General features: G+C 72.3%; 23 protein-coding genes and 3 pseudogenes. 14 read left to right on the top strand and 12 right to left on the bottom strand.

The features are described from left to right. Positions 1-72: 72 nt before the first annotated feature. Complete coding sequence (locus ACEZDE_RS14060) at positions 73-465, bottom strand: hypothetical protein (RefSeq protein WP_380536156.1); 393 nt, start codon at positions 463-465, stop codon at positions 73-75. 106 nt (positions 466-571) lie between these two features. After that, positions 572-751 (bottom strand): annotated as a pseudogene (locus ACEZDE_RS14065) (transposase); the annotation flags it as partial. A 68-nt stretch (positions 752-819) separates the two neighbouring features. Between ACEZDE_RS14065 and ACEZDE_RS14070 the strand changes: the two are divergent. Beyond that, positions 820-1,701 (top strand): annotated as a pseudogene (locus ACEZDE_RS14070) (transposase). 29 nt (positions 1,702-1,730) lie between these two features. Here ACEZDE_RS14070 and ACEZDE_RS14075 read toward each other — a convergent pair. Then, positions 1,731-1,880 (bottom strand): annotated as a pseudogene (locus ACEZDE_RS14075) (endonuclease III); the annotation flags it as partial. Positions 1,881-2,178: 298 nt separating this feature from the next. Between ACEZDE_RS14075 and ACEZDE_RS14080 the strand changes: the two are divergent. The 4 genes from ACEZDE_RS14080 to ACEZDE_RS14095 all read left to right on the top strand — a co-directional run bounded on the left by ACEZDE_RS14080 (position 2,179) and on the right by ACEZDE_RS14095 (position 6,026). Continuing rightward, positions 2,179-3,000: an MBL fold metallo-hydrolase gene (locus ACEZDE_RS14080; protein WP_380536160.1), complete on the top strand. Its 822-nt coding sequence runs from the start codon at positions 2,179-2,181 to the stop codon at positions 2,998-3,000. 195 nt (positions 3,001-3,195) lie between these two features. Beyond that, positions 3,196-4,083 (top strand): alkyl sulfatase dimerization domain-containing protein, encoded by an 888-nt coding sequence (locus tag ACEZDE_RS14085; RefSeq protein ID WP_380536162.1) that lies wholly within the window; start codon positions 3,196-3,198, stop codon positions 4,081-4,083. Between the two features lie 13 nt (positions 4,084-4,096). After that, entirely contained in the window at positions 4,097-4,492 is a 396-nt protein-coding gene (locus ACEZDE_RS14090; protein ID WP_380536164.1) for a YidH family protein, read from the top strand. 103 nt (positions 4,493-4,595) lie between these two features. After that, positions 4,596-6,026, top strand: coding sequence for an MFS transporter (locus ACEZDE_RS14095; protein WP_380536166.1), 1,431 nt, complete (start codon positions 4,596-4,598; stop codon positions 6,024-6,026). Between the two features lie 16 nt (positions 6,027-6,042). On the opposite strand, the gene ACEZDE_RS14100 is transcribed toward ACEZDE_RS14095, so the two are convergent. Next, positions 6,043-6,327 carry a hypothetical protein gene (locus tag ACEZDE_RS14100; protein WP_380536167.1) on the bottom strand — a complete coding sequence of 95 codons (285 nt, stop codon included), beginning with the start codon at positions 6,325-6,327 and terminating at the stop codon, positions 6,043-6,045. Positions 6,328-6,534: 207 nt separating this feature from the next. Between ACEZDE_RS14100 and ACEZDE_RS14105 the strand changes: the two genes are divergently transcribed. Beyond that, on the top strand, positions 6,535-8,109 hold the full coding sequence (locus ACEZDE_RS14105) for a Na+/H+ antiporter (protein WP_380536169.1): 1,575 nt from the start codon (positions 6,535-6,537) through the stop codon (positions 8,107-8,109). A gap of 78 nt (positions 8,110-8,187) precedes the next feature. After that, the gene (locus ACEZDE_RS14110) at positions 8,188-8,589 is read left to right on the top strand and encodes a DUF488 domain-containing protein (protein ID WP_380536170.1); all 402 of its coding nucleotides are present in this window, start codon (positions 8,188-8,190) and stop codon (positions 8,587-8,589) included. A gap of 28 nt (positions 8,590-8,617) precedes the next feature. Here ACEZDE_RS14110 and ACEZDE_RS14115 read toward each other — a convergent pair whose 3' ends face one another. Further along, the gene (locus ACEZDE_RS14115) at positions 8,618-9,358 is read right to left on the bottom strand and encodes a hypothetical protein (protein ID WP_380536172.1); all 741 of its coding nucleotides are present in this window, start codon (positions 9,356-9,358) and stop codon (positions 8,618-8,620) included. Positions 9,359-9,492: 134 nt separating this feature from the next. On the opposite strand from ACEZDE_RS14115, the gene ACEZDE_RS14120 reads away from it, so the two are divergent. After that, complete coding sequence (locus ACEZDE_RS14120; RefSeq protein ID WP_380536174.1) at positions 9,493-10,812, top strand: class I SAM-dependent methyltransferase; 1,320 nt, start codon at positions 9,493-9,495, stop codon at positions 10,810-10,812. A gap of 42 nt (positions 10,813-10,854) precedes the next feature. On the opposite strand, the gene ACEZDE_RS14125 is transcribed toward ACEZDE_RS14120, so the two are convergent. Then, positions 10,855-11,997: an AI-2E family transporter gene (locus tag ACEZDE_RS14125; protein ID WP_380536175.1), complete on the bottom strand. Its 1,143-nt coding sequence runs from the start codon at positions 11,995-11,997 to the stop codon at positions 10,855-10,857. A gap of 152 nt (positions 11,998-12,149) precedes the next feature. On the opposite strand from ACEZDE_RS14125, the gene ACEZDE_RS14130 reads away from it, so the two are divergent. The 3 genes from ACEZDE_RS14130 to ACEZDE_RS14140 all read left to right on the top strand — a co-directional run bounded on the left by ACEZDE_RS14130 (position 12,150) and on the right by ACEZDE_RS14140 (position 15,466). Continuing rightward, positions 12,150-13,142: a sigma-70 family RNA polymerase sigma factor gene (locus ACEZDE_RS14130; RefSeq protein ID WP_380536177.1), complete on the top strand. Its 993-nt coding sequence runs from the start codon at positions 12,150-12,152 to the stop codon at positions 13,140-13,142. 68 nt (positions 13,143-13,210) lie between these two features. Further along, positions 13,211-14,659 carry a glycoside hydrolase family 26 protein gene (locus tag ACEZDE_RS14135; protein WP_380536179.1) on the top strand — a complete coding sequence of 483 codons (1,449 nt, stop codon included), beginning with the start codon at positions 13,211-13,213 and terminating at the stop codon, positions 14,657-14,659. A gap of 132 nt (positions 14,660-14,791) precedes the next feature. Continuing rightward, the gene (locus tag ACEZDE_RS14140; RefSeq protein ID WP_380536181.1) at positions 14,792-15,466 is read left to right on the top strand and encodes a Crp/Fnr family transcriptional regulator; all 675 of its coding nucleotides are present in this window, start codon (positions 14,792-14,794) and stop codon (positions 15,464-15,466) included. A 104-nt stretch (positions 15,467-15,570) separates the two neighbouring features. Here ACEZDE_RS14140 and ACEZDE_RS14145 read toward each other — a convergent pair whose 3' ends face one another. The 4 genes from ACEZDE_RS14145 to ACEZDE_RS14160 all read right to left on the bottom strand — a co-directional run bounded on the left by ACEZDE_RS14145 (position 15,571) and on the right by ACEZDE_RS14160 (position 18,032). Further along, the gene (locus tag ACEZDE_RS14145; RefSeq protein WP_380536183.1) at positions 15,571-16,377 is read right to left on the bottom strand and encodes an MBL fold metallo-hydrolase; all 807 of its coding nucleotides are present in this window, start codon (positions 16,375-16,377) and stop codon (positions 15,571-15,573) included. Continuing rightward, positions 16,374-17,282, bottom strand: a complete 909-nt coding sequence (locus tag ACEZDE_RS14150; protein ID WP_380536186.1) for an NUDIX hydrolase — start codon at positions 17,280-17,282, stop codon at positions 16,374-16,376. Before ACEZDE_RS14150 ends, ACEZDE_RS14145 begins: the two co-directional genes overlap by 4 nt. A gap of 106 nt (positions 17,283-17,388) precedes the next feature. After that, positions 17,389-17,874, bottom strand: a complete 486-nt coding sequence (locus ACEZDE_RS14155) for a RidA family protein (protein WP_380536189.1) — start codon at positions 17,872-17,874, stop codon at positions 17,389-17,391. Beyond that, complete coding sequence (locus ACEZDE_RS14160; protein ID WP_015034547.1) at positions 17,874-18,032, bottom strand: DUF4177 domain-containing protein; 159 nt, start codon at positions 18,030-18,032, stop codon at positions 17,874-17,876. Before ACEZDE_RS14160 ends, ACEZDE_RS14155 begins: the two co-directional genes overlap by 1 nt. A 175-nt stretch (positions 18,033-18,207) precedes the next feature. On the opposite strand from ACEZDE_RS14160, the gene ACEZDE_RS14165 reads away from it, so the two are divergent. Then, a complete protein-coding gene (locus ACEZDE_RS14165) occupies positions 18,208-19,323 on the top strand; it encodes an ArsA-related P-loop ATPase (RefSeq protein ID WP_380536192.1) in 1,116 nt (371 codons plus the stop codon). Then, complete coding sequence (locus tag ACEZDE_RS14170) at positions 19,320-20,624, top strand: ArsA family ATPase (RefSeq protein ID WP_380536194.1); 1,305 nt, start codon at positions 19,320-19,322, stop codon at positions 20,622-20,624. The genes ACEZDE_RS14165 and ACEZDE_RS14170 overlap by 4 nt, the downstream gene beginning before the upstream one ends. Before the next feature lie 157 nt (positions 20,625-20,781). Here ACEZDE_RS14170 and ACEZDE_RS14175 read toward each other — a convergent pair whose 3' ends face one another. Beyond that, positions 20,782-21,159, bottom strand: coding sequence for a WhiB family transcriptional regulator (locus ACEZDE_RS14175; RefSeq protein WP_380536196.1), 378 nt, complete (start codon positions 21,157-21,159; stop codon positions 20,782-20,784). A gap of 327 nt (positions 21,160-21,486) precedes the next feature. Here ACEZDE_RS14175 and ACEZDE_RS14180 point away from each other — a divergent pair, with 327 nt between their 5' ends. Next, entirely contained in the window at positions 21,487-23,820 is a 2,334-nt protein-coding gene (locus ACEZDE_RS14180; RefSeq protein ID WP_380536198.1) for a transglycosylase domain-containing protein, read from the top strand. Between the two features lie 159 nt (positions 23,821-23,979). Here the strand turns inward: ACEZDE_RS14180 and ACEZDE_RS14185 are convergent, their stop codons facing one another. Further along, positions 23,980-24,447: a GatB/YqeY domain-containing protein gene (locus tag ACEZDE_RS14185; protein ID WP_380536200.1), complete on the bottom strand. Its 468-nt coding sequence runs from the start codon at positions 24,445-24,447 to the stop codon at positions 23,980-23,982. Positions 24,448-24,543: the final 96 nt, after the last annotated feature.

The following is a 24,543-nucleotide window of genomic DNA, read 5'->3' on the forward strand; positions in this document are numbered from 1 at the left end:
AACCGGGAGTAGACCGGCCCCTGCCGACGACCGGGATCCCCCTGGGGAACCGACCGCCGTCAGGGTGGGGAATTACGCCGACAGCAACCGCCCGAAGTAGGGGAAAAGCGCCGTCGCTGACAGCCCCCAGGCCGCAAGCACCTCTGCGAACCGGCTGAGCAGCTGACCGTCCGTCGTGCGACGCAACTGGTAGCGGACTGCCGGAAGCAGCATCTCGGCATGATCACCGGCCTCCAGCAGCAGCTCGCTGAGGGCCGGCAGTTGTGGGAAGTAGGGCAACCCTCGGCTGACGTGCACCCCGCTGCCTCGGGCAAACCCGCTTGGTGATCCACCGATCCGCTCGAGCAGCCCTGGCACACAGCGAGAGTCGTTCAACCGCACCAAGGCCCACAAGGCCGCGTCAGCGACGGGCACCGTGCCGGAGCGCGTCGCCCTGGAAGCGCTGTCGCCCAGCAGGGCGGACACACCGTCCGCGTAAGCCCTCGAAGCCTGTCCAAGGCAGCCCAGGAGATCGACCGACCGGTAGCGAACCTCGGTATCCGGATCGCGTCCCTTGGTGTGATGTAGGCGATCACTCGGTGGTGGTGTTGGGTAGTGCGGGGGCGCTTTCGGGGAGTTCGATTGGGTAGAGCTCTTCCATGCTGCCTTCAGGCAGGTAGCGGCGGGGGAAGGCGATCCATTCGTCGTGTAGCTCGAACAGCACGGCGGTGACGAGCCTGAGCAGGGCGTCGTCGTTGGGGAAGACCTGGACGGGCGTTACCCCTGTTGTGAGGACACCGTAGACACTGGATCTTGATGGTTCAGGAGAACGGAGTCCCTGTGGGGATGAAGCGCTACCCGCTGGAGTTCAAGGCGGATGCTGTCGCGTTGTACCGCTCGCGTCCGGGCGTGAGGGTCGCTTCGGTCGCCGCTGATCTGGGGGTGAACACCGAGACGCTGCGGAGCTGGATCCGTGCGGCGGCCCCGGGCACCGTGGCGCGTCCGACTCCCTCTCGTCCGGCGCCGGTCGAGAGTACGGTCGAGGCGGAGAACCGGGAGCTTCGTCGGCAGGTCGCCGAGCTGAAGCAGGAGCGCGAGATCCTGCGCCGGGCAGCGAAGTATTTCGCGGGCGAGACCAACTGGTGAGCCGCTTCCAGTTCGTCGCCGACCACCAGCACGCCTTCGGCGTCAAGCGGCTGTGCCAGGTCATGGGCCTGTCCCGATCCGGGTTCTACCGCTGGACGGCCGGTGCCCCGGCCCGTTCCGCCAGAGCGGCCGCCGATGCCGTACTCGCGGAGCGCATACGTGCCGTCCATGCCGACTCCGACGGCATGCGCGCCGACCTGGTCATCGACGCCCTCACGGCTGCCGAGCGCACCCGCGGCAGCCTGCGCGGAGCGCTTTTCCCAGCGATCACGGAGCGCAATACACGTCCAGGGCATTCGCCGACGGCTGCCACCGTGCCGGTGTGACCCGGTCCTGAGCGCCGTCGGCAGCTCCGCCGACAACGCCCTGGCCAAAGCGTTCAACGCCTCCCTCAAACGCGAGACCCTCCGGGGCTCCTCGAACTGGGCCACCGCCGACCAAGCCCGGCTGACCGCCTTCCGCTGGCTCACCCGCTACAACACCCGCCGAAGCCACTCCTACCTCGGCCAGACCAGCCCGATCACCTTCGAGACGACCCTCGAAAACCAAGCAACTACACTCGCCCAAGCTGCATAAGACGTGTCCTCACAACAGGGTCAAGCCCCGTCCAGCTCCGGATGCGCGTACGGATACACCTCCGCCAGCGCCCGGTTGATCTTCCGCGCCTGCCGCACCAGCCCGGTGTGCGTCGTCGGCACCTTCGCCTTGTTGAACCCCGGCCCACCGGTAACCGCAGCACCACCACTCTTCGCCATACCGACCAGCCTACGGGCCACGACCGACAACGGACCGCAGATCCGCGGTGTCCGAGAGCCGGCGCTCGGCCGGCTGCGCTCGGCGTCCGTCGCGGCGGCGGGGTCCGACCTGCCTGCTCGGCCCCGTGTCGAACCGTCAGCAGCACTCACACCTCGCCGAGGAACCCCGGATCCGCCAGGCCCGCCCCATGCCGGCGGGCCCGGTGACGGACCGGCGTCGCCCGGACGGGCTGCCCGCGTTGCCGGGCCCGGCCCGGCAGGGAAGCGTGGGTGGTCCACGGGCAGAGGAGTCGTCAGCATGGTCCGCACTCCGAAGGACGCCACATCCGCGACCGCCGCCGCCAACCGCGAAGCGGTCGCCCGGTACGACATGGCCGACCGGCAGGACTTCGCCGACGCCGACCGCGGCCTGATCGCGCCCTTCCCGGACAAGCTCTACAGCACCGACGGCAAGGTCGTCTTCGACACGGCCAGGTTCGACTACCTCGCCGACGACGCACCCGCCCCGGACACCGTCCACCCGAGCCTGTGGCGGCAGTCCCAGCTGATCCGCAAGGGCGGGCTGTACAAGGTGGTCGACGGCGTCTACCAGGTGCGCAACAACGACATCGCCAACCTGACCGTGATCGAGGGCGAGACCGGCCTGGTGGTCGTCGACTGCACGGCCTCGGTCGAGGCGGCCCGGCAGGGCATGGCCATGGTCCGCGAGCACGTCAGCGACAAGCCGCTGGCCGCAGTGGTCTACACGCACACCCACATCGACCACTACGGCGGCGTCAAGGGCGTGGTGGACCCGGCCGACGTGGCGTCGGGCAAGGTCCCGATCATCGCCCCGGGCACGGTCGCGTCCTTCGACAAGCACGCGCTGGGCGAGAACGTCATCGCCGGCAACGCCATGTCGCGCCGCGCCTCCTACGCCTTCGGCAGCCTGCTCGACCTCAGCCCGACTGGGCACGTCAGCTGCGGCATCGGCATCACCTCGGTCCCGGGCGTGACCATCTCCTACCTCTCGCCGACCGACCCGATCACCGAGACCGGCACCCGGCGCGACCTGGGCGGCCTGGAGTTCGAGTTCCTCTACGCCCCGGACACCGAGGCGCCGGAGGAGATGCACCTCTGAATCCCCCAGCTCGGCGCGCTGACCTGCGGCGAGAACGCCAACCACAGCCTGCACAACATCCAGACCCTGCGCGGCGCCCGCACCCGGGACGCGCGCAACTTCGCCCGCTACCTGGACGAGACGCTGCAGCGCTGGGGCGACCAGGCCCAGGTCCACTACGGGCCGCACACCTGGCCGGTCTGGGGCAACGACGGCGTGGTCACCCTGCTGGAGTCGCAGCGGGACACCTACAAGTACATCCACGACCAGGCGCTGCGGCTGGCCAACAAGGGCCGCACCCCGCTGGAGGCGGCCGAGGAGATCGAACTGCCGGAGGCGCTGGGCCGCAGGTGGTTCAACCGCGGCTACCACGGCACGCTGCACCACGACGTCCGGGCGGTGTTCGCAAAGGAGCTGGGCCTGTGGGACGGCGACCCGGTCTCGCTGCACCCGCACCCGCCGGTCGAGTCGGCCCGCCGGTTCACCGAGCTGATCGGCGCCGAGAAGATCATGGAGGAGGGGCGCCGGGCCTTCGCCGCCGCCGACTACCGCTGGGTGACGCAGCTGCTGCACACCCTGGTCTTCGCCCAGCCGGAGAACCAGGCAGCCCGCGACCTCCAGGCCGACGCCTACGAGCAGATGGGCTACCAGGCCGAGGGCCCGCAGTGGCGCGGCATCCTGCTGACCGCCGCCAAGGAGCTGCGCGAGGGGGTCCAGCCCGCCACCTTCGCCACCGCCAGCCAGGACACCGTCCTGGCGATGCCGATCGACATCCTGTTCGACTTCGTCGCGGTCCACCTCATCGGCGAGAAGGCGGCCGAGGCCGAGCTGCGGATCGACTTCGCCTTCACCGACCTGGACCAGACCTGGACCATGTGGGTCGGCCACGGCGTGCTCAACGCCAGGCTCGGGGCGTCGCCGGACACCCGGCTCACCGTCTCGGGCCCCAAAGCCGCCCTCTCCGGGGTGCTGCTGCGGCCGGACTCGGCCGACCAGCTGGTCCAACGCGGCGCGGTGGCGCTCACCGGCGACGCGAGCGCGCTGACCGACTTCGCCGCCCTGCTCGACAGCTTCGACCCGAACTTCCCCCTGGTCACCCCCTGAAGGAGCGGCCCGCATGGCGACCGAGGACGCGGCGGCCCGGCCCGAGCGGGCGCCCGACGGCCAGGCCTGGTGGCAGCAGGGCGAGGAGCCCGACTACCGGGCCACCCTCGCCAATGAGCGCACCTTCCTGGCCTGGACCAGGACCGCGCTGGGCATGTTCGCGGGCGCCCTCGCCGTACTGCAGCTGCACCAGCTGGCGCCGTTCCCGCTGCGGCTCGCGCTGGCCTGCTACCTGATCGCCCTGGCCGCCGCCACCACCGTGGTCGGCTACCTGCAGTGGCGCACCCGGCAGGGACGGATGCGGCTGCGCCGACCGCTGGGCCAGTCGCCGACGCAGGTCCTGCTGACGGTCGCGTTACTGGCGCTGGGCTGCCTGGTCGCGGCCGTGGTGGGCTGCGCCTCGCGCTGACCGCTGACCGCTGACCGCTGACCGCTGACCGCACCGAGGGTTCATCTCCCCGTCAGACAAGCTCGGCTTCAGATTATATCTGCCACCGAGATAAGCTGGCGGCATGGCGATACCCGAGCAGAGCGTCCGCCGACCCCGCGGGCTGGCCCTGCTGACCTGGGAACGGCCCCGGCCCGAGCGCATCCGCAACCAGCCGTGGGCCTGGCGGCTCGCGGTGGCCGCGGTCTGCTTCGGCGCCTTCATGGGCCAGCTCGACGCCAGCATCGTCACCCTCACCTACGGCGCGCTGCGCACCGGCTTCCACAGCAGCTACGCGGCCGTCGAGTGGGTCTCGCTGGCCTACATGCTGGCACTGGTCGCCCTGCTCATCCCGGTCGGACGGCTGTCCGACCGGCACGGGCGCAAGCTGATGTACCTCTACGGCTTCGCCGTCTTCACCGCCGCCTCCGCCGCCTGCGGACTGGCCCCCTCGCTCGGCGCGCTGATCGCCTTCCGGGTGGTCCAGGCCGCGGGCGCGGCCATGCTCCAGGCCAACAGCGTCGCGCTGGTCACCACCACCGCCCCGGCCGGGAAGATGCGGGCCGCGCTCGGCATGCAGGCGGCCGGACAGGCCATCGGCCTGGCGCTGGGCCCGACCGTCGGCGGCGCCCTGGTGGACACCATCGGCTGGCGCTGGGTCTTCGGCATCAACGTCCCGATCGGCGTGGTCGCCCTGGTCGCCGGGCACTACCTGCTCCCCCGCACCCACCGGCGCAGCGCCGCGAGCCGGGCCGACCTGGCCGGGGTGCTGCTGCTGGCGCTGACCACCACCAGCGCGCTGCTGGCCCTGTCCGTGTGCTCCGGCCTCGGCCCGCCGTACTGGGTCGGCGGGGTGCTGCTGCTGGTCGCGGTCGGCGGCGGCCTGGCCTTCGTCCGCCGCCAGGCCCGCTGTCCGCATCCGCTGGTGGACCTGCGGCTGCTGCGGTCCGGCGGGATCGCCCCCGGGCTGTTCGGCGGGATGTGCGGCTACCTGGTGCTGTTCGGCCCGCTGGTGCTGGTCCCGCTGGCGCTGGCCCGGCAGGGCGTCGGCGCCCTGGCCTCCGGCCTGGTGCTGACCGCACTGCCGCTGGGGTTCGCACTGGCCGCGGCGCTGGCCGAACGGCTCCTCCCGCCCGGCTGGGACGACCGGGCCCGGGGCAGGGCCGGGGCGGCCGGCTGCGTGGCCGCGCTGGCCCTGCTGCTCCTGCTGCCGTTCCGGAGCGAGTTGCTGCCGGTGCCGCTGGCGCTGCTCGGGCTGGCCCTCGGGGTGTTCCTGCCGGCCAACAACACCCAGGTGATGCGGGTGATCCCGGCCTCGGCCGCGGGCACCGGCGGCGGCATGGTGAACATGACCCGGGGCCTGGGCACCGCGCTGGGGGTGGCCGCGGTGACGCTGACCCTGCACCTGGTCCCGCCGTCGGCGGGCCCGGTGTGCGCGACGGCGGTGCTGACCGGCTTCGCCGTCGCGGCCCTGGCCGCGGCCTTCCGCGGCGGCGGCGACCCGGAATCGCCCTAGCCAGGGACGCGTCCGCTCAGGCCGCCGTCCGCTCCGGCATCGGCAGCTCGCGTCCGGCGAGCACCAGCACGCAGGCCGCGTGCCGGGCCCCGCGCCGGGCGTGCTCCACCCGGACCGTGAACGGCTGCGGTGGATCGTCGGGCAGTTCGCCGGTCAGCAGCAGCGACTCCGTGCCGCGCTCGTGCCGGACGGCGAGCTCCTTGCCGTCGACCAGCAGCTCCGCCTCCACGGTGTGCCCGCCGAGGAGGTCGACGGTGACCGAGTGCCCGGCGTGGTCGAGGTGGAACGAACGACGGATCATGGCAGCCTCCCGAAAGGCGTCCGGCCTCCAGTCTAGGACCCGTGCCGACACCTGTGATCGGCCCGGAACCGTGATCAGTACGGCGTTCCCGGGGTGCTGAGCGATTGATAAGGTCGTCGGACGGTGTGCCGGGAAGTCTGGTCGGCCCGGGGATGGATCTGCCGCGGCCCGCGGCGGGGACCCCGGTGGCGATCAGGAGATCCTCCGATGCGCGCTGTGGGCACGGTGCTGGTTCTGGTGGTGCTGGCGACCGTCGTGGCGACGGGTGCGCGCCGGTGGCGGATTCCCGCGCCCTCGCTGCTGGTGCTGGCCGGGCTGGCGGTCGCGCTGATACCCGGCGCCCCCGCGCTGCACGTCGCCCCGGAGACCATCGGCCTGGTGGTGCTGCCGCCGCTGCTCTACGCCTCGGCGGAGGAGCTGTCCCTGCGCGATCTGCGCACCGTCTGGCGGCCGGTGACGGTCCTGGCGCTGGGACTGGTGCTGGCCTCGGCCGCGGCGGTCGGGGTGCTGGCGGTCGCGCTGACCCCGCTGACCGCGCCGATGGCGCTGGTGCTGGGAGCGGTGCTGGCCAGCACCGACCCGGTGGCGGTGACCGCGCTGGGCCGCAGGCTGTCGCTGCCGGGCCGGGTCCAGGTGATGGTGCAGGCGGAGAGCCTGTTCAACGACGCCACCTCGCTGGTGCTGTTCAAGGTCGCGGTCGGTCTCGCGGTCGCCTCCGGCGCGGTCGGCTGGGGCGCCGCCGGGGGCCAGTTCGTGCTGCTGGCGGGCGGCGGCAGCGTGATCGGCGCGGCCGTGGCCGGGGCGGTGGCGCTGATCCGGCGGCGCACCGCCGACCCGGTGCTGGAGACCGTGATCGCGCTGGTCACCCCGTACGGGGCGTACGTCCTGGCCGAGCTCGCGCACACCTCGGGGGTGACCGCGGTGGTGGTGGCCGGAGTGGTGCTCGGCCGCTCCGGGCACCGGCTGAGCGACGCCCGGATCCGGCTGCAACTGCATGCCGTCTACTCGGTGGTGGTCTTCCTGCTGGAGAGCGTGGTCTTCGCGGTCATCGGGCTGGAACTGCCGACCATGGTCCGCGAGCTGCCGCCGGGCAGCGGCGCCTGGCCGTTGCAGGCGCTGGGGCTGGCCGCGCTGCTGATCGGACTGCGGGTGCTGTGGGTGTGGCCGATGTCGGCGGTGGTGGAGCCGGTCCGCGGGGTGGCCTCCTGGCGGGTGGCCGCGGTGGTGACCTGGGCCGGCACCCGCGGGGTGATGCCGCTGGCGGCGGCGCTGTCGATCCCGCTGGTCGCGGACGACGGCAGCCCGCTGCCGGGACGGCCGCTGGTGCTGGTGCTGACCACCGCGATCGTGGTGTTCACCCTGGTAGCGCAGGGGCTGAGCCTGGCGCCGCTGGTCAACCGCTCCGGGATCGCCCTGGAGCCCGAGGACACCACCCGCGAGCAGGAGCAGACCCGCGAACTGCTGGCGCGGGCCGGTCTTGAGCACCTCGACCAGCTCGCCGACCTCGCCGCCGCGCCCGAGGCCGCACTGGCGCGGGCCCGGCTCCCGCTGGAGGCGCTGCTGCGGCAGAGCCGGGGCTACGACCAGGACGGCGACGGGGAGGGCCGGTCCCCTGAGGACGCCTCGGTGCTCCAGGTGCACCGGCAGCTGCGGCGCGACGTCATCGCGCTGCAGTCGGCGGAGCTGCGGCGGCTGTACGACACCCACCGGATCAGCGACACCACCCGGCGGCTGCTGCAGTACGACCTCGACCTGGAGGAGGCCGGCCTCGGCGGGCGGTGAGCGGGCGGTGAGCGGGCGGGGTCGGGCTCGCCGGTCCCACAATGGAACCGGGGCCGAGGAGCGAAGCGGAGGTCTGCGATGACGTCGTCGGAAACCGGGTTCCAGGTGCGCCGGGTCTACGACCCGGCGGGACCGGACGACGGCAGCCGGGTGCTGGTGGACCGGCTGTGGCCGCGCGGCCTGTCGAAGCAGCGGGCGGCGGTGGACCTGTGGCTGAAGGAGATCGCCCCGTCCACCGAGGTCCGCACCCGCTACCACGGCGGCCTGGACGACTTCACCGGCTTCGCCGAGCACTACCGGGCCGAGCTGGACGACCGGACCCCGGCTCGGGAGGCGGCCGTGCAGCAGCTGCTGGCACTGGCCGGGACCGGGACGGTCACCCTGGTCACCTCGGTGAAGGAAGTGACGCACAGTCATGTCCCGGTGCTGATCGCCTACCTGGACGAGCGCCTGGGCTCCGCGCCCGCCGCCGACGAGTAGCACCGGCCGCGCCGCGATCCGGCCCGGCTCAGCGCGGGCGGCTGCCGGTGAGGTCCTGCCAGCTCTCCCGCGCCTGCTCCAACCTGCGCCTGGCCGCGTCCAGTTCGGGGTTCGCCCGGTGCCGTTCGACCACCTCGGCCAGCCGCCGGTCGGCCTCCTCGTGCGCCGCGGTGTCGGTGCGGGCCCGCTCCAACGCGGCCTCCGCCTTGGCGATCCGGGCCTGCCGCTGCCGCTGCGCCTTGTTCTCGGCGGCAACGGCGTTCTTGACCGCGACCACGAAGGTCCGCACCGTCTCCTCGTCGTACTGGTCGCCGGGCAGGACCTCCTGCCGCACCCGCCCGTCCGGACGGGTCAGGTAGAGGTGGCTGCGCCGCCGGGAGTGGTCCGCCCGGATCCGTAACCGGGCCAGTGGGAACTCCTCCGCCCCGGCCCTGAGCACGTGCTGGTGCAGGATGAGCACGCCCATGCCGTCCAGGACTTCGCCGGGACCGGGGTTGCGCACCGCCTCCAGCTCCAGCTCGGCCGCGCGGACCCGCCGTCCGTACCGGGCCCTGGCTCCGCTCGCGCCGCCCTTGGCCGCAGTCAGCTCCCGCCGGGCCCGCAGCTTGAGCCCCCAGACGGTCCGGCGCGCTGAGCCCAGGACGCGCCGATCCTGTGCGTAGGCTGAGCCGAAGGCATAGGCCCATCCGCCCGGGTACGCGATGTACCGCCACCCCGCGAAGACGGCGCACGGCACCAGGACCACCAGCAGCCAGCCGACAATCCCCATCCCCACCCTCCCCGGACCGGATCGCACATCGTACTGCTCGACAAGTCGGCCCCGGGAGAGGTAGATGTATATAGCAACTTATATGAAGAATGCTTGCGGCTTCGGGGCCCGTGACGAAGGTGAGGCTCGCTTCCATGGTTCAGGCAGCTGGACGACTGGACACCCTGCTCAAGGAAACACTCGGCGGCCCGCTGCCGCTGCGGCTCCGCGCCTGGGACGGCAGCGAGGTGGGGCCCGCGGACGCGCCCACCCTGGTCGTCCGCAGCCGCAGGGCACTGCACCGGCTGCTCTGGCGGCCCGGTGAACTCGGCCTGGCCCGCGCCTGGGTGGCCGGGGAGATCACCGTCGAGGGCGACCTGTACGAGGCGCTGCGGCGACTGGCCCCGCTGCTGTGGCAGCGCACCGAGCAGCCCGAGCCGCGGCGCGCCCGCGGCCTGCGCCCGGACACCCGGCTGCTGCGGACGGCGGGACAGGTGCTGGCGCTGGCCGGACCCTCGCTGCCCCCGCCGCCGCCGCGCGAGGAGGTGCCGCCGCGGCATGGCCTGAAGCACACCCTGCGCCGCGACCGCGCGGCGATCAGCCACCACTACGACGTCGGCAACGACTTCTACACCATGGTGCTCGGTCCCTCCATGGTCTACTCCTGCGGCTACTGGCCGGACCGCGACAGCACCTTGGAGCAGGCTCAGGCCGCGAAGCTGGACCTGGTCTGCCGCAAGCTCGCGCTCAAGCCCGGCATGCGGCTGCTGGACGTGGGCTGCGGCTGGGGCTCGATGGTGCTGCACGCGGCCGAGCACTACGGGGTGCACGCGGTCGGCATCACCATCTCGGTCGAGCAGGCGGAGTTCGCCCGCAAGCGGGTGGTGGACGCCGGGCTGACCGACCGGGTGGAGATCCGGGTGCAGGACTACCGGCAGATCGACGACGGCCCGTTCGACGCGATCTCCTCGATCGGCATGGCCGAGCACGTCGGCTCCGCCGCCTACCTCACCTACGCGCGCCAACTGCACGGGCTGCTCAGGCCCGGCGGCCGACTGCTCAACCACCAGATCGCCAGGCCCCCGCGCGAGGACGAGTCGACTTACGCCGTCGACGAGTTCATCGACCGCTACGTCTTCCCTGACGGGGAGCTGTCGCCGGTCGGCAGCACGGTGTCGCTGCTGGAACGGGCCGGTCTCGAAGTACGGGACCTGGAGTCCATCCGCGAGCACTACGCGCTCACCCTGCGCGCCTGGGTGGCCAACCTGGAACGCGAGTGGGCCGACGCGGTACGCCTGGTCACCCCCGGCCGGGCCCGGATCTGGCGGCTCTACATGGCGGCGTCGGCGCTGGCCTTCGAGCAGAACGGGATCGGCGTCAACCAGGTCCTCGCGGTCCGCCCCCGCTCCGGCGGCAGCTCGGAGATGCCGCTGGTCCGGGGCCCCTGGTCGCCCCCGGAGGCAGCAGCGGACTAGACACCTCGCGGCAGCCGGTACGGACCCGTCGCTGACCGGGTGTCAGCGGCGGGCGATCCGGGGGAAGACGGCGTCGTCCAGGATCAGGCCGATGGCCACCGCGATCGGGATGGCCAGCAGGGCGCCGATGATGCCGAGCAGGCTGCCGCCGACCAGGACCGCCAGGATGGTCACCAGCGGGTGCACCTCGACCGCGAACTTCATCGCCCTGGGCATGATCAGGTAGTCCTCGGCGACCCGGAAGACGATGTAGAAGGCCGCGGTCGCGATCGCCACCGGCCAGGAGACCACCAGCGCCACCAGCGAGACCACGATGCCGCCGATGGTCGAGCCGACCAGCGGGATCAGGTCCATCGCCGCGACGAACACCCCCAGCGCCGCCGGGTAGGGGACGCCCCAGGCCTCCAGCCAGATGAAGGTGGCCAGCCCGGCGATGACCGAGGTGGCGACGTTGGCCAGCATGTAGCGGCCGGTGCGCAGCAGGATCTCGTCGGCGAGCTTCTCGGCCCGTTCGCGCTTGCTGCCGGCCACGAAGCGCAGCCCGAAGTTCTTCAGCGTGGGCAGCCCGGCCAGGAAGTACATGGTCAGCGTGATCACCATGAACAGCCCGGTCAGCGTGGTGGCCAGGACCTGCCCCGCGCCCATGATCCCGCCGACCAGGCTGCCGCTGCTGCTGCCCAGCTGCGCCTTGGCCTTGTCGGTGATGTGGTAGCGGTCCTCCAGCCGGCCGAGGAAGGAGTGGTGGTCGTGCAGCTCCTGCAGCCAGCTCGGCACCTTGTGGACGAGGGCGGTGATCTCGTTGGTGATCGGCGCGATGAACAGCGTGGACAAACCGCCCAGGACCAGGAAAAGACCGATGATGACCACGGTCACCGCCACCGGCCGCCGCATCCCGCGCCGGGTCAGCCCGCGCACGATCGGGTCCGCGCTGACCGCGATCACCAGCGACAGCAGGGTCAGCATCACGATGCTCTGGATGTGCTCGACCGCCTGGACCAGCCAGTACGCCAGCAGCGCGCCCAGACTGACCCGGAAGCCGATCGAGAACCAGGACCGCGACACGTCCAGTCGGCGCTTCGGGTCGGCGGCGGCAGCACCGGGCTCGGCGGCGACGGCGGCGTCCGCCGCGGATCGGGGCTGGGGCACCGGGACGGCGGTGCCCTGGCTGCTCTCGTGCACGGTCACCGGAGGTCTCCTGTGGGTTTTCGGTGACCCGAGCATAGTTGCTGCGCGCCGCGCGGAACCGGGCAATTCCGGGGCCGCGGCCCGCCACCGCTGCCGATGTCAGTGGGCTTCGCTAGCGTCGGTGGTGACGGAGCACCCGTGCGGAAACCCGTGTGACGGAGAGGTCGGCCATGACGGACGTCGAGCAGTCGGAGTCGCTCGAACTGCGGTTGGAGCAGTATCGCGGCGAGCTGACCGGCTACTGCTACCGCATGCTCGGCTCCGCGGCGGAGGCCGAAGACGCGGTGCAGGACGCGATGATCCGGGCCTGGCGCGGTCACGACGGCTTCGAGGGCCGGTCCTCGCTGCGCTCCTGGCTCTACCGGATCGCGACCAACGTCTGCCTGGACGCGCTGCGCAGCCGCAAGGCCAGGGCCAGGCCGATGGACCTGGCCGGGCCCTCGACGGTGGCGACCGCCGCGCTCACCGTGCTGCCGGAGGTGACCTGGATCGGCCCGCTCCCCGACGCCCGGATCGCGGCGGCGGACGGCGACCCGGCCGAGGTCGCCGCGCAGCGGGACTCGGTGCGGCTGGCGCTGATCGCCGCCCTGCAACGGCTCCCCGCACGGCAGCGCGCGGTGCTGATCCTGCGCGAGGTGCTGGACTGGCGGGCCGGCGAGGTGGCGGAGCTGCTGGACACCACGGTCGCCTCGGTCAACAGCGCGTTGCAGCGGGCCCGTGCCACCCTGTCCGCCCAGGAGGTCGCGGACACCGACCCGGTCCGGCCGCTGGACCCGGAGCAGGCCGCCCTGCTGACCCGCTACGTCCAGGCGTTCGAGCGCTACGACATGGACGCCCTGGCCGAGCTGCTGCACCAGGACGCGGTGATGTCGATGCCGCCGTACGCACTGTGGCTGCGCGGGCGTCCTGAGATCCGGGCCTGGATGACCGGCCCCGGCGCCGAGTGCCAGGGCTCGCGGCTGCTGCCGACGGTGGCCAACGGCGCGCCGGCCTTCGGCCAGTACCGGCCCGATCCGGACGGCGGGCACAGGCCGTGGGCGCTGCAGGTGCTCGACCTGTCCGGCGGCCGGGTCACCGGGTTCACCTTCTTCCTCGACACCGACACGCTCTTCCCGATGTTCGGCCTGCCCGCGCGGCTTGACTGAACGTCAAGGCCGCTCCCGCCCCGGCGCGGCGCGGATACTGACAAATCGTCACAATATAGGCTTCCGGCATGCCCCAGCGCCGACTTGCTCCCCTTGTCTGCCTCGGGATCGCGGTGCTGGTGCTGCTCACCTCGGTGATCGGCTGGACCGGGCACGGGCCCGGCTGGCCCGGCTCCGCGGCCCGTAGGCCGCACAGCGACGCCGTGCCGCCCGGCCCGGCGCCGACCGACACGCCCACCGGACCGGCGCCGAGCGCGACGGACTCTGCGTCGGCCTCGGCGTCCACGCCCGTCCTGCTGCCGCCGCACGCGGTGCCGTTCGGCGCGTTCGTGGGCTCGGACCAGTCGAACGCCCGGCTCGACCAGTTCTCGGCCTGGCTGCACGGCGCCACGCTCCAGGTCGGCCACACCTACCTGCCCGGCTACAACTGGGACGACATCGAGGGCAGCGTCTCGCTGCTCGCGCCCTGGGCGGCCTGGCGACTGGCCGCGCCGGACCGGATGCTGGTGCTCGCCGTCCCGATGCAGCAGGCCAACGAGGGCAACCTGAGCGACTACGAGGTCCGCTCGCTGGTACGGCGCGGCGCGTCCGGGGAGTTCGACAGCCACTTCCTGGAGCTGGCCCGGCGGCTGGTCGCGCTGGGCGCGACCGACACCGTGATCACCCTCGGCTGGGAGATGAACGGCACCACCTACAGCAGCCGCTGCGCCCCCGACCCGGCCGCCTGGAAGACGTACTGGCGCCGGATCGTCACCGCCATGCGCAGCGTCCCCGGCCAGGCCTTCCGCTTCGACTTCGACCCGACCCGCGGCACCGACGACATCCCGTGGACCCAGTGCTACCCCGGTGACGACGTCGTCGACGTGATCGGCATGGACAGCTACGACCTCAGCCCCGGGCGCAGCTTCGACGACTACGTGAACCAGCCGTACGGCCTCCAGGCGCAGGTCGACTTCGCCGCGGCGCACCACAAGCCGGTTTCCTACCCGGAGTGGGGCCTGTTCCAGTACGGGGACGACCCGGACTACGTCCGGCAGATGCTGAACTGGATCCAGACCCACGACACGCTCTACCAGACCATCACCGACTACTGCCCGCACGGCGTGCTGAACTGCCAGGACAACCCGCAGTCCAGCGCGGTCTACCAGCAGCTGATGTCGGCGACCCCGACGCCTTCGCCGACGCCGACGCCCACACCGACCGCGACGCCGAGCCCGAGCCCGACCCAGACGGTCGAGCCCACGGCGACGCCGACTGCGACGGAGAGCCCGGCACCGGTGCCGACGGTCGAGCCGATCCCGATTCCGATTCCGGTGCCCGTGCCCGTGCCCGTGCCGCCCGTGCCCGTGCCGGTTCCGGCGCCGCCGAGCGGCGTGCCCAGTCCCGGCAGCAGCCCCTGCCGGCACCCGCGCCGGGCGCTGGACGCCTGCCCGGGGCAGCCGCCGACCGGCGTACGCCCGGCCCCGGCGCCCGCCCCGCCGGGCCCGGTCCGCAGCAAGCTCCCGGGGAAGTCCTGAGAACGACTTCCGCACCCGGGTACAAGCCGCGACTCTCCATGAGCGACACTGGTTGTGATTGATCGCACTGTTTCCCGGTCGGGCATGATGGGGATCGCACCTCAAGCCTGCACGGCCGACAAGGAGGACCGAGTGGACGACGTTCTGCGGCGCGCCCCGCTCTTCACTGCTCTGGACGACGAGCAGTCGGCCGAACTGCGCGCCTCCATGGCGGAGACCACGCTCGCGCGCGGCGAGTCCCTGTTCCACGAGGGCGACCCGGGCGACCGGCTGTACGTCATCGTCGAGGGCAAGGTGAAGCTGCACCGCACCTCTGCAGACGGCCGGGAGAACATGCTGGCGGTGGTCGGCCCCAGCGAGATGATCGGCGAGCTGTCGCTGTTCGACCCCGGACCCCGCACCGCCACGGCCTCCGCGCTGACCGAGGTCAAGCTGCTGGGCCTGGGCCACGGCGACCTGCAGCCCTGGCTGCAGACCCGGCCCGAGGTGGCCATCTCGCTGCTCCGGGCCATCGCCCGGCGGCTGCGCCGGACCAACGACGTGATGTCCGACCTGGTCTTCTCCGACGTCCCCGGGCGGGTCGCCAAGGCCCTGCTGGACCTGTCCCGCCGCTTCGGCGTGCAGTCGGACGAGGGCATCCACGTGGTCCACGACCTCACCCAGGAGGAGCTGGCGCAGCTCGTCGGCGCCTCCCGGGAGACGGTCAACAAGGCGCTCGCGGACTTCGCCGGACGCGGCTGGCTCCGGCTGGAGGCCCGCGCGGTGATCCTGCTGGACGTCGAACGGCTGGCGCGGCGCTCGCGCTGACGCGGTCCTGCTGTCCCGCGGTCCTGCTGCGTCGCAGTGAAACGGGTGAGGGGTACGGCCAGGCGGCCGTACCCCTCACCCGTGCGGGTTGAATCCTCATACCGTCAGATCAGGCCGTGCTCGCCCAGGTACTCCAGCTGCGCCCGCACCGACCACTCCGCCGCGGGCCACAGCGCCGGATCGACGTCCGCGTAGACCCGGGCGACCACCTCGGACGGGGTCCGCAGCCCGCTCTCCACCGCCGTCTCCACCTGCGCCAGCCTGGATGCCCGGTGGGCCAGGTAGAACTCCACCGTGGCCAGCGCGTCCGGCAGCACCGGGCCGTGCCCCGGCAGCACGGTGCGGACGCCGAGCTCGTCGTGCCGGGCCGCGAGCGTCCGCAGTCGGCGCAGGGTGTCCAGGTAGTCGCCGAGCCTGCCGTCCGGGTGGGCGACCACGGTGCTGCCGCGTCCCAGCACGGTGTCGCCGGTCAGCAGCGCGGCGTCCGCGGTGAGCTGGAAGCAGAGCGAGTCGGAGGTGTGGCCGGGGGTGGCCATCACCCGCAGTTCCAGACCGCCGACCTCCAGCACCTCCCCGTCCAGCAGGCCCTCGTCGCCGAGCCGGTGCGCCGGGTCCAGGGCGCGTACGCCGGTGCCGGCCAGCTCGGCGAACCGGGCCGCGCCCTCGGCGTGGTCCGGGTGACCGTGCGTCAGCAGGGTGGCGGCGACCCGGCGTCCGGTGCCCTCGACGTGGTCGAGCACCGCGCGCAGATGGCCCTCGTGCAGCGGTCCCGGGTCGATGACGACCGCGAGGTCGGAGCCCGGCTCGGCCAGCACCCAGGTGTTCGTCCCGTCCAGGGTCATCGGTGAGGGGTTGGGGGCGAGCACGCAGAACGCCCGCTCGGTGGCCCGGCCCGCGATGCCGCCGCTCATACCGCCGTCCCTCCCGGCTGGCCGCCGAGGTCGCCGCCCAGGTGGCTGCCGAGGTCGCCGTCCATGGTCAGCTCCGGGTAGTTGTCCCAGCTCACCGAGACCCGTCCGGACGGGGCGACCTCGGCCCTGGCCATGATCGGGGCGAGTGAACGCTCACTCGCCGCCGACAGCGCCGCCGCGCTGTCCCGCCCGGCCAGCTCGCGCAGGGTGGTCACGGTCGGCGGCAGCATCAGGTACTCGCCCGCCTCGGCCCGGGCCACCGCGTCGGCCGGGGCCAGCCACTCCACCCGGTCCGCCTCGCCCGGGACCTCCGCGGTCCGCTGCCCGTCCGGGACGGCCGCGACGAAGAACCAGGTGTCGTAGCGGCGCTCCTCGAACTCCGGGGTGATCCAGCGGGCCCAGCCCCCCAGCAGGTCGCTGCGCAGCAGCAGGCCGCGGCGGGTGAGGAAGTCGGCGAAGGACAGCTCGTGCGCCTCCAGCGCCGCCCGGTCCGCGCGCCACTGCTCGCCGCTGACGTCCGCGACCACTGACGCCGGGTCAGGGCCCGCCAGCAGCACCCCGGACTCCTCGAAGGTCTCCCGGACCGCGGCGCAGACCACGGCCCGCGCGGTCTGCGCCGGGCAGCCGAGCCGGAGCGCCCAGGCGTCCGCGTCGGGCCCGGCCCAGCCGATGTCGGCGGCGGCGTCGCGCGGGTCCACCCCGCCGCCGGGGAAGGCGTACATCCCGCCCGCGAAGGCCATCGAGGCCCGGCGCCGCAGCAGGTACGCCTCGGTCGCCCCGGCCGCGCCCGCGCGGAGCAGGACGACGGTGGCCGCCAGCCGGGGCACCGGCGGGGTCAGGTCGCCGCGGCGCAGCGCGGCGATGGCGGCGGCCCAGGAGGGCGGAAGCGCCCGCTGATCACTCATGAGCGGATCGTACGGGTCCGCGCACGCGAACGGGGCGGGTGCCACCGGTGAACCCGGCCGCGACCCGCCCCGTCCGACAGGCGTCGGAGAGCGTCCTCGACGAGCGTCAGACCCCGCTGACCCGGACCTGGATCTCCACCTCGACCGGGGCGTCCAGCGGCAGCACCGCGACGCCGACCGCGCTGCGGGCGTGCACCCCGGCCGCGCCGAGCGCCTCGCCGAACAGCTCGCTGGCGCCGTTGACCACGCCGGGCTGGCCGGTGAAGTCGGGGGCGGAGGCGACGAAGCCGACCACCTTGACCACCTGCTCGATCCGGTCCAGGTCGCCGATCACGGACTTCACCGCGGCCAGGGCGTTCAACGCACAGATCCGCGCCTGCTCCTTGGCCTCCTCGGCGGTGACCTCGGCGCCGACCTTGCCGGTCAGCGCGAGCTTCCCGCCGACCATCGGCAGCTGGCCCGAGGTGAAGACGAACTCACCCGTGCGCACCGCGGGGACGTAGCTGGCCAGCGGCGGAACCACCTCGGGCAGGGTGAGCCCGAGTTCGGCGAGCTTGGCCTCCGCCCTGCCGAGGCCCTCGGCACCGCCCATCAGGACTTCGCCCGCTTCAGGTAGGCGACGAGCTGCTCCGGGTTGTTCGGTCCGGGCACCACCTGGACGAGCTCCCAGCCGTCCTCGCCCCAGGTGTCCAGGATCTGCTTCGTCGCATGCACCAGCAGCGGCACGGTCACGTATTCCCACTTGGTCATGGGGGGACTCTAACGGTTCGCGGGGACGCCCACCGACCTGTGATCTGCGACACAAAGAGGTGCAAACCGCTCGTCCCGGCAGAGCGACTCCCGGCGCTCGGCGCGGACCCTCGTTACGCTCGCCGGAAGGGCAGAGTCGGTTGGCAGGCGAAAGCCATGGGACGGAGACGACGCGATGCCGGACTGGGAAGGCGTGCGACTGCATGTCGTCAGCGGCAAGGGCGGTACCGGGAAGACCACCGTCGCCGCCGCGCTGGCGATGGCCCTGGCGGCGGAGGGGAAGCGGACCCTGCTGATCGAGGTCGAGGGGCGGCAGGGCATCGCCGAACTCTTCGGCATCTCCGCGCTGCCCTACGAGGAGCGCAAGGTCGCCGCGGTGGGCCCGGGAGCGCTGGGCCGCGGCGGGGGCGGGGGCGGTCGCAGCGGCGCGGGCGGTCGCGGGGGCGCGGGCGGTCGCGGGGGCGCGGGCGCCCGGGGCTCGGCCGAGGGGGAGGTCTTCGCGCTGGCCATCGACATCGAACAGGCCCTGCTGGAGTACCTGGAGATGTTCTACAAGCTCGGGCGCGCCGGAAAGGCCCTGCGCAAGGTCGGCTTCATCGACTTCGCCACCACCATCGCGCCGGGTCTGCGCGACGTCCTGCTCACCGGCAAGGCCTGCGAGGCTGTCCGCCGCAAGGGCCCGAACGGACGCCGGGTCTATGACGCGGTGGTGATGGACGCGCCGCCGACCGGCCGGATCAGCCGCTTCCTCAACATCAACACCGAGGTCGCCGGGCTGGCCAGGTTCGGTCCGGTGTTCACCCAGTCGCAGGCGGTCATGCGGGTGATCCGGTCGCCGGAGACCGCGGTGCACCTGGTCACGCTGCTGGAGGAGATGCCGGTCCAGGAGACCGTGGACGGCGTCGCCGAACTGCGCGCGGCCGGGCTGCCGGTCGGCGGGGTGTTCGTCAACATGGTCCGACCCCCGCTGCTGGACGAGGCCGCGGTGCTGGCGGCCGACGGCGACCACAGCGACGAACTGGCATCGGCGCTGGCCGACGCCGGGCTGGGCGCGCGGGCACGGGGCGGCGCCGCCCGGAGGACCGTCCCCGCGGCCACCCGGAAACTGGTGGAACCGCTGCTGGAACAGGGCCGGGAGCATGCAGCACGGGTGCTGCTGGAACGCGAGCAGCGCGCGGACGTCCAGGCGCTGAAACTTCCGACCTACGAACTGCCGCTGCTCAGCGGCGGGGTCGACCTGGGCGGCCTCTACCGCTTGGCCGCGGCGCTGAAGGAAGAGGGGGCAGCATGACCACCAACAACCCGGCCAAGTCCCACCCGGCGACCAAGTCCGCCCCCGCGAAGCCCGCGGCAGCGAAACCCGCGAATTCCGCAAAGCCCGCGGCAGCGAAAGACCCGCTGGCGGGCCTGCGGCTGGACGTGGACGCGCTGATCGACGACCCGGCCACCGCCATCGTCGTCTGCTGCGGCTCCGGCGGCGTCGGCAAGACCACCACCGCCGCCGCCCTCGGCCTCCGCGCAGCGGAACGCGGGCGCAAGGTCGTCGTGCTGACGATCGATCCGGCCCGGCGGCTGGCCCAGTCCATGGGCCTGACCCAGCTCGACAACACCCCGCGCGTGGTCAAGGACGTCAGCGGACCCGGCGAGCTGCAGGCGATGATGCTGGACATGAAGCGGACCTTCGACGAGGTCGTGCTCGCCCACGCGGACCCCGAGCGGGCCCGGCAGATCATGGAGAACCCCTTCTACCAGTCGCTCTCCTCCGGCTTCGCCGGCACCCAGGAGTACATGGCGATGGAGAAGCTGGGCCAGCTCCGGGCCGCCGGCACCTGGGACCTGATCGTCGTGGACACCCCGCCGAGCCGCTCCGCGCTGGACTTCCTGGACGCCCCCAACCGCCTCGGCTCCTTCCTCGACGGCAGGCTGATCCGGATACTGACGGCCCCGGCCAAGGTCGGCGGACGCAGCGCGATGAAGTTCCTCAACGTCGGGATGACCATGTTCACCGGCGTCCTCGGCAAGGTGCTGGGCGCCAACGTGCTGCAGGACCTGTCGACCTTCGTCGCCGCGATGGACTCGATGTTCGGCGGCTTCCGCGAGCGCGCGGACCGTACGTACCAGCTGCTCCAGGCCGAGGGGACGGCGTTCCTGGTGGTGGCCGCGCCGGAGCGGGACGCGCTGCGCGAGGCGGCGTACTTCGTCGACCGGTTGGAGACGGACCGGATGCCGCTGGCCGGGCTGGTGCTGAACCGGGTGCACCGCTCCGGCGCGCCGCAGCTCACCGCGGAGCGGGCGCTGGCGGCGGCGGAGACCCTGGAGGGCCCGGAGCATTCGGACAACTCGGATGCTTCGGACGGGGACGCGGCGGAAAGCGCCGAGGTGGCGCTGCCGCCGGAGACCGAGATCCTGGCCGCGGGCCTGCTGCGGCTGCACGCGGACCGGGTGCGGACGATCACGCACGAGCGCCGGATGCGGGACCGCTTCGTCTCGGTCTATCCGGACGTGCCGGTGGTCGAGGTCCCGGCCCTGGCCGGGGACGTGCACGACCTGGAGGGCCTGCGCGAGATCGGCGAACGGCTCGCCTCGGGCTGACGGGCCGACGGTAGCTGGCGGAAGGGGCATCGGCGGGGGAACCGACTGCGGGCAGCGAGAAGGCGCGACCCGCGGGTCCGGCCGTGCGGGGGTGTTACCGGCGGCCGGATCCTCGCGGGACGTCGCGCGACAGCTCTGGGGCGTACCGTCCGGACCGTCAGCCGGCCTCGGCGAAGTCCGCTTCCCCGATGTCGCCGATCGAGAACGTCTGCTCGTACTCGGTACGGGCGGTCTCCAGCAGCTTCCGCCAGGAGATCACCGTCGGCCTCCGACGCAGCAGCGCTCTGCGCTCGCGCTCGGTCATTCCCCCCCACACGCCGAACTCGACGCGATTGTCGAGGGCGTCCGCCAGGCACTCCGTCCGCACCGGGCAACCGGTGCACACTGCCTTCGCGCGGTTCTGCGCCGCCCCCTGAACGAACAGTTCGTCCGGATCACTGGTGCGGCAGGCTGCCTGCGCACTCCAGTCGTCAACCCAGCCCATGCTGGTGCCGTCCTCTCCCGAATCGAGGCTCCCCCACGGCGGCAACGGCATATTCGCTGTTGCCAGTTGAGGACGTTACGGAAGAACAGCAGGTTGCAACAGCCCCCGGGGGCCCAATCCTGTATGGCCCGTTCGGACTATGCGTACGGGTGAGATCACCCACTGGAGTGATTGCAGGTGAGAAAGGGCTGACAGGCTTCGGGACCTGTGCAATCCTTCCCACCGGCTTTAGTTCCTGGCATATGCGCTCGATCCGGACAGATCTCATCACCCACAAGAGTGACAGCAGAGCGCGCACAGGAACTTGTCGCAAGCTTGTGACAAGAGTAGGCGAACAGATGCCCGCGTGTCCGGGTAACGGCCACGTAAGGTTCTGCCATGGCAGCAACACGCTCTGGATCCCCCCTCCACAAGGTCGGCCTCGGCGCCCGGCTCCTCGGTGCGAGTGTGCTGGCCGGCACCCTCGTCGCCGGGCTGGCGCTCCCGGCCGTCGGCGCGCTGGGATTCGGCGCGAAGTCGGCGACCGACTCCTTCAACAGCGTCGCCGACGACTTCACCGCTCCCGTGCCGGCCCAGGCGTCGACCATCTACGACGCCAAAGGCGGGGTGATCGCCAAGGTCTACTGGCGCGACCGCACCGTGGTCCCGCTGAGCAAGATCGCCCCGGTGATGCAGAACGCCCTCATCGACATCGAGGACAACCGCTTCTACCAGCACGGCGCGATCGACCTCAAGGGCACCCTGCGCGCCCTGACCAGCAACGCCAGCGACGGCAGCTCGCAGGGCGGCTCGACGCTGACCCAGCAGTACGTGAAGAACGTGAACGTCGAGAAGGCCGGCGACAACATCAGCGCGGTGCGGGCGGCCCAGCAGCAGACGATCGGGCGCAAGATCCAGGAGCTGAAGGTCGCCATCAAGCTGGAGGAGACGCTCTCCAAGCAGCAGATACTGGCCGACTACCTCAACATCACCTTCTTCGGCCAGCAGGCGTACGGCATCGAGGCCGCCGCGGAGCGCTACTTCAGCGTCCACGCGAGCCAGTTGTCGATCAACCAGGCGGCGCTGCTGGCCGGGCTGGTCCAGTCGCCGACCCGGTACGACCCCACCGAGCACCCGGTCGCGGCCAAGACCCGCCGCGACGAGGTGCTCACCGCGATGGCCACCTACGGCACGATCACCGCGGCCCAGGCCACCACCGCCAAGGCGGCCCCGCTGGGGCTGAAGGTGAGCACCCCCCGGCAGGGCTGCATCACCGCGGGCACCGGCGAGCAGTTCTTCTGCGACTACGTCGAGCACGTCTTCCTGCAGGACCCGGCCTTCGGCTCCACCGCCCAGGCCCGGCAGGACCTGTGGAACAAGGGCGGGCTGAAGATCCACACCACCATCGACCCCAAGGTCCAGAAGGCGCTGCAGAAGTCGGTCACCAAGCACGTCTTCGCCGGTGACAAGGCCGCGACGGCGATGACCATCATCCAGCCCGGCACCGGCAAGATCCTCGGCATGGGCCAGAGCCGCCCCTACGGCCTGGGCGCCGCGGCCAACGTCACCACGCTGAACTACAACGTGGACTCGACCATGGGCGGCGCCGGCGGCTTCCAGACCGGCTCGACCTTCAAGCCGATCACCGCCGCCGCCGCGCTGGAGCAGGGCATCGGGATGGACACCGTCTTCGCGGCGCCGCCCCAGGCCGACTACCCGGAGATGACCGACTGCGCCGGCAACCGGCTGAGCCCGAAGCCCGGCGACAAGAACGACAGCGCCAGCCTGCACGGCCCGATGAACATGCCGTACGCGATGCAGATGTCCGTCAACACCTACTTCGTCCCGCTGGAACAGAAGGCGGGGCTGTGCAGTGTGGTGAAGATGATGAACAAGCTCGGCATCACCACCCAGGCCCTGCAGCAGTACAGCAAGAAGACCAAGAGCTACCACCTGGCCCCGATCGACCAGGTCCAGTCGCTCACCCTCGGCACCAACAACCTGACGCCGATGCAGATGGCCAACGTGTACGCGACCTTCGCGGCGCACGGCACCTACTGCTCCCCCACCGCGATCAGCTCGGTGACCACGCTGGAGGGCAAGCAGCTGAAGGTCCCGAGCGCGGACTGCCACTCGGTGATGTCCCAGAACACCGCCGACTCGATCACCACGATGCTGGCCAAGACGGTCGACGACGGCACCGGCGCCCCGGCCGGCTTCACCGACGGCCGTCCGTCCGCCGGTAAGACCGGTACCACCAACAACAGCGCCCAGGTCTGGTTCGTCGGCTACACCCCGGAGCTGGCCGGCGCGACCGTCCTCACCGACACCGCGATCACCTCGGGCTCGAAGGCGGACCTGGACGGCCAGAGCATCGGCGGCCATGTCTCCTACTCGGTCTTCGGCGGCACCAACGCCGGACCGATCTGGCGCGACGCGATGGGCGGGGCGCTGGCGGGCGTGCCCTTCGGCTCCTTCACCAAGGTGCCGATGCCGGCCCCGGTCGCCGGCAAGGGCAAGGACACCGGCAAGACCGGCGGCACCACGGCGGGGGCCACCGGCGGCAACAACGGCGGCGGCAACAACGGCGGAGCGACCGGCGGCGGGAACGGCGGCGGCGGCAACGGTGGCAATGGCGGCAACGGAGGGAACGGCGGCGGAACGGGCGGCTTCACCGGCGGCCTGATCGGCGGCGCGGCGGGTGGAACCGGCGGCGTGACGCCGGGAGGCTGAGGCGCGCACCGCGGCGGCGGTCGCGTGCGGCCAGCTGGCGGCTGGCGGCTGGCGGCTGGCGGCTGCAAAGCGATAGCGCGCACAACGCCCGAGGGGCGCCCGGAGTGATCCGGGCGCCCCTCGGGCGTTCATGGATTCCGCGGCCCGCAAGGGCCGGCTTCAGCCCGCCAGGGCCTGCTTCACCGCGGCGGCGACGCGTCCGCCCTCGGCCAGCCCGGCCACCTTCGGGTTCACCAGCTTCATCACCGCGCCCATCGCCCGCGGCCCCTCCGCCCCGCCCGCCTTCGCCTCGGCGACCGCGTCGGCGACGATCGCGGTCAGCTCATCGTCCGTCAGCTGCTTCGGCAGGTACGCCGCCAGCAGCTCGCCCTCGGCCCGCTCACGGGCCGCCGACTCCGGACGGCCGCCGGTCTCGAACGCCTCGGCGGCCTCCCGCCGCTTCTTCGCCTCGCGGGCGATCACCTTCAGCACCTCGTCGTCGGAGAGCTGGCGGGCGACCTTGCCGGACACCTCCTCGTTGGTGATGGCGGAGAGGGTGAGCCGGATCGTGCCGGACCGCAGCTCGTCCCGGGCCCGGATCGAGGCCGTCAGGTCCTCCTGCAGCTGCTGCTTGAGCGTCGTGGTCATGAGCACAAGTCTCCCACCCCGACCACACCGTCGCCGCCCATTAACCACCGCGCCCACGGTCCCCGTCCGCCGCACGGCACGAGGAGGGGTCTCCCG

It is taken from the genome of Streptacidiphilus cavernicola, from assembly GCF_042510955.1.
Lineage (GTDB): Bacteria > Actinomycetota > Actinomycetes > Streptomycetales > Streptomycetaceae > Streptacidiphilus > Streptacidiphilus cavernicola.

Coding starts and splice junctions, on each gene's coding strand:
- ACEZDE_RS14175 (WP_380536196.1), bottom strand. CDS start 21,159: ATGCCGTTGCCGCCGTGGGGGAGCCTCGATTCGGGAGAGGACGGCACC.
- ACEZDE_RS14180 (WP_380536198.1), top strand. CDS start 21,487: ATGGCAGCAACACGCTCTGGATCCCCCCTCCACAAGGTCGGCCTCGGC.
- ACEZDE_RS14095 (WP_380536166.1), top strand. CDS start 4,596: ATGGCGATACCCGAGCAGAGCGTCCGCCGACCCCGCGGGCTGGCCCTG.
- ACEZDE_RS14185 (WP_380536200.1), bottom strand. CDS start 24,447: ATGACCACGACGCTCAAGCAGCAGCTGCAGGAGGACCTGACGGCCTCG.
- ACEZDE_RS14120 (WP_380536174.1), top strand. CDS start 9,493: ATGGTTCAGGCAGCTGGACGACTGGACACCCTGCTCAAGGAAACACTC.
- ACEZDE_RS14135 (WP_380536179.1), top strand. CDS start 13,211: ATGCCCCAGCGCCGACTTGCTCCCCTTGTCTGCCTCGGGATCGCGGTG.
- ACEZDE_RS14170 (WP_380536194.1), top strand. CDS start 19,320: ATGACCACCAACAACCCGGCCAAGTCCCACCCGGCGACCAAGTCCGCC.
- ACEZDE_RS14080 (WP_380536160.1), top strand. CDS start 2,179: ATGGTCCGCACTCCGAAGGACGCCACATCCGCGACCGCCGCCGCCAAC.
- ACEZDE_RS14110 (WP_380536170.1), top strand. CDS start 8,188: ATGACGTCGTCGGAAACCGGGTTCCAGGTGCGCCGGGTCTACGACCCG.
- ACEZDE_RS14155 (WP_380536189.1), bottom strand. CDS start 17,874: ATGGGCGGTGCCGAGGGCCTCGGCAGGGCGGAGGCCAAGCTCGCCGAA.
- ACEZDE_RS14115 (WP_380536172.1), bottom strand. CDS start 9,358: ATGGGGATTGTCGGCTGGCTGCTGGTGGTCCTGGTGCCGTGCGCCGTC.
- ACEZDE_RS14090 (WP_380536164.1), top strand. CDS start 4,097: ATGGCGACCGAGGACGCGGCGGCCCGGCCCGAGCGGGCGCCCGACGGC.
- ACEZDE_RS14160 (WP_015034547.1), bottom strand. CDS start 18,032: ATGACCAAGTGGGAATACGTGACCGTGCCGCTGCTGGTGCATGCGACG.
- ACEZDE_RS14145 (WP_380536183.1), bottom strand. CDS start 16,377: ATGAGCGGCGGCATCGCGGGCCGGGCCACCGAGCGGGCGTTCTGCGTG.
- ACEZDE_RS14165 (WP_380536192.1), top strand. CDS start 18,208: ATGCCGGACTGGGAAGGCGTGCGACTGCATGTCGTCAGCGGCAAGGGC.
- ACEZDE_RS14105 (WP_380536169.1), top strand. CDS start 6,535: ATGCGCGCTGTGGGCACGGTGCTGGTTCTGGTGGTGCTGGCGACCGTC.
- ACEZDE_RS14150 (WP_380536186.1), bottom strand. CDS start 17,282: ATGAGTGATCAGCGGGCGCTTCCGCCCTCCTGGGCCGCCGCCATCGCC.
- ACEZDE_RS14100 (WP_380536167.1), bottom strand. CDS start 6,327: ATGATCCGTCGTTCGTTCCACCTCGACCACGCCGGGCACTCGGTCACC.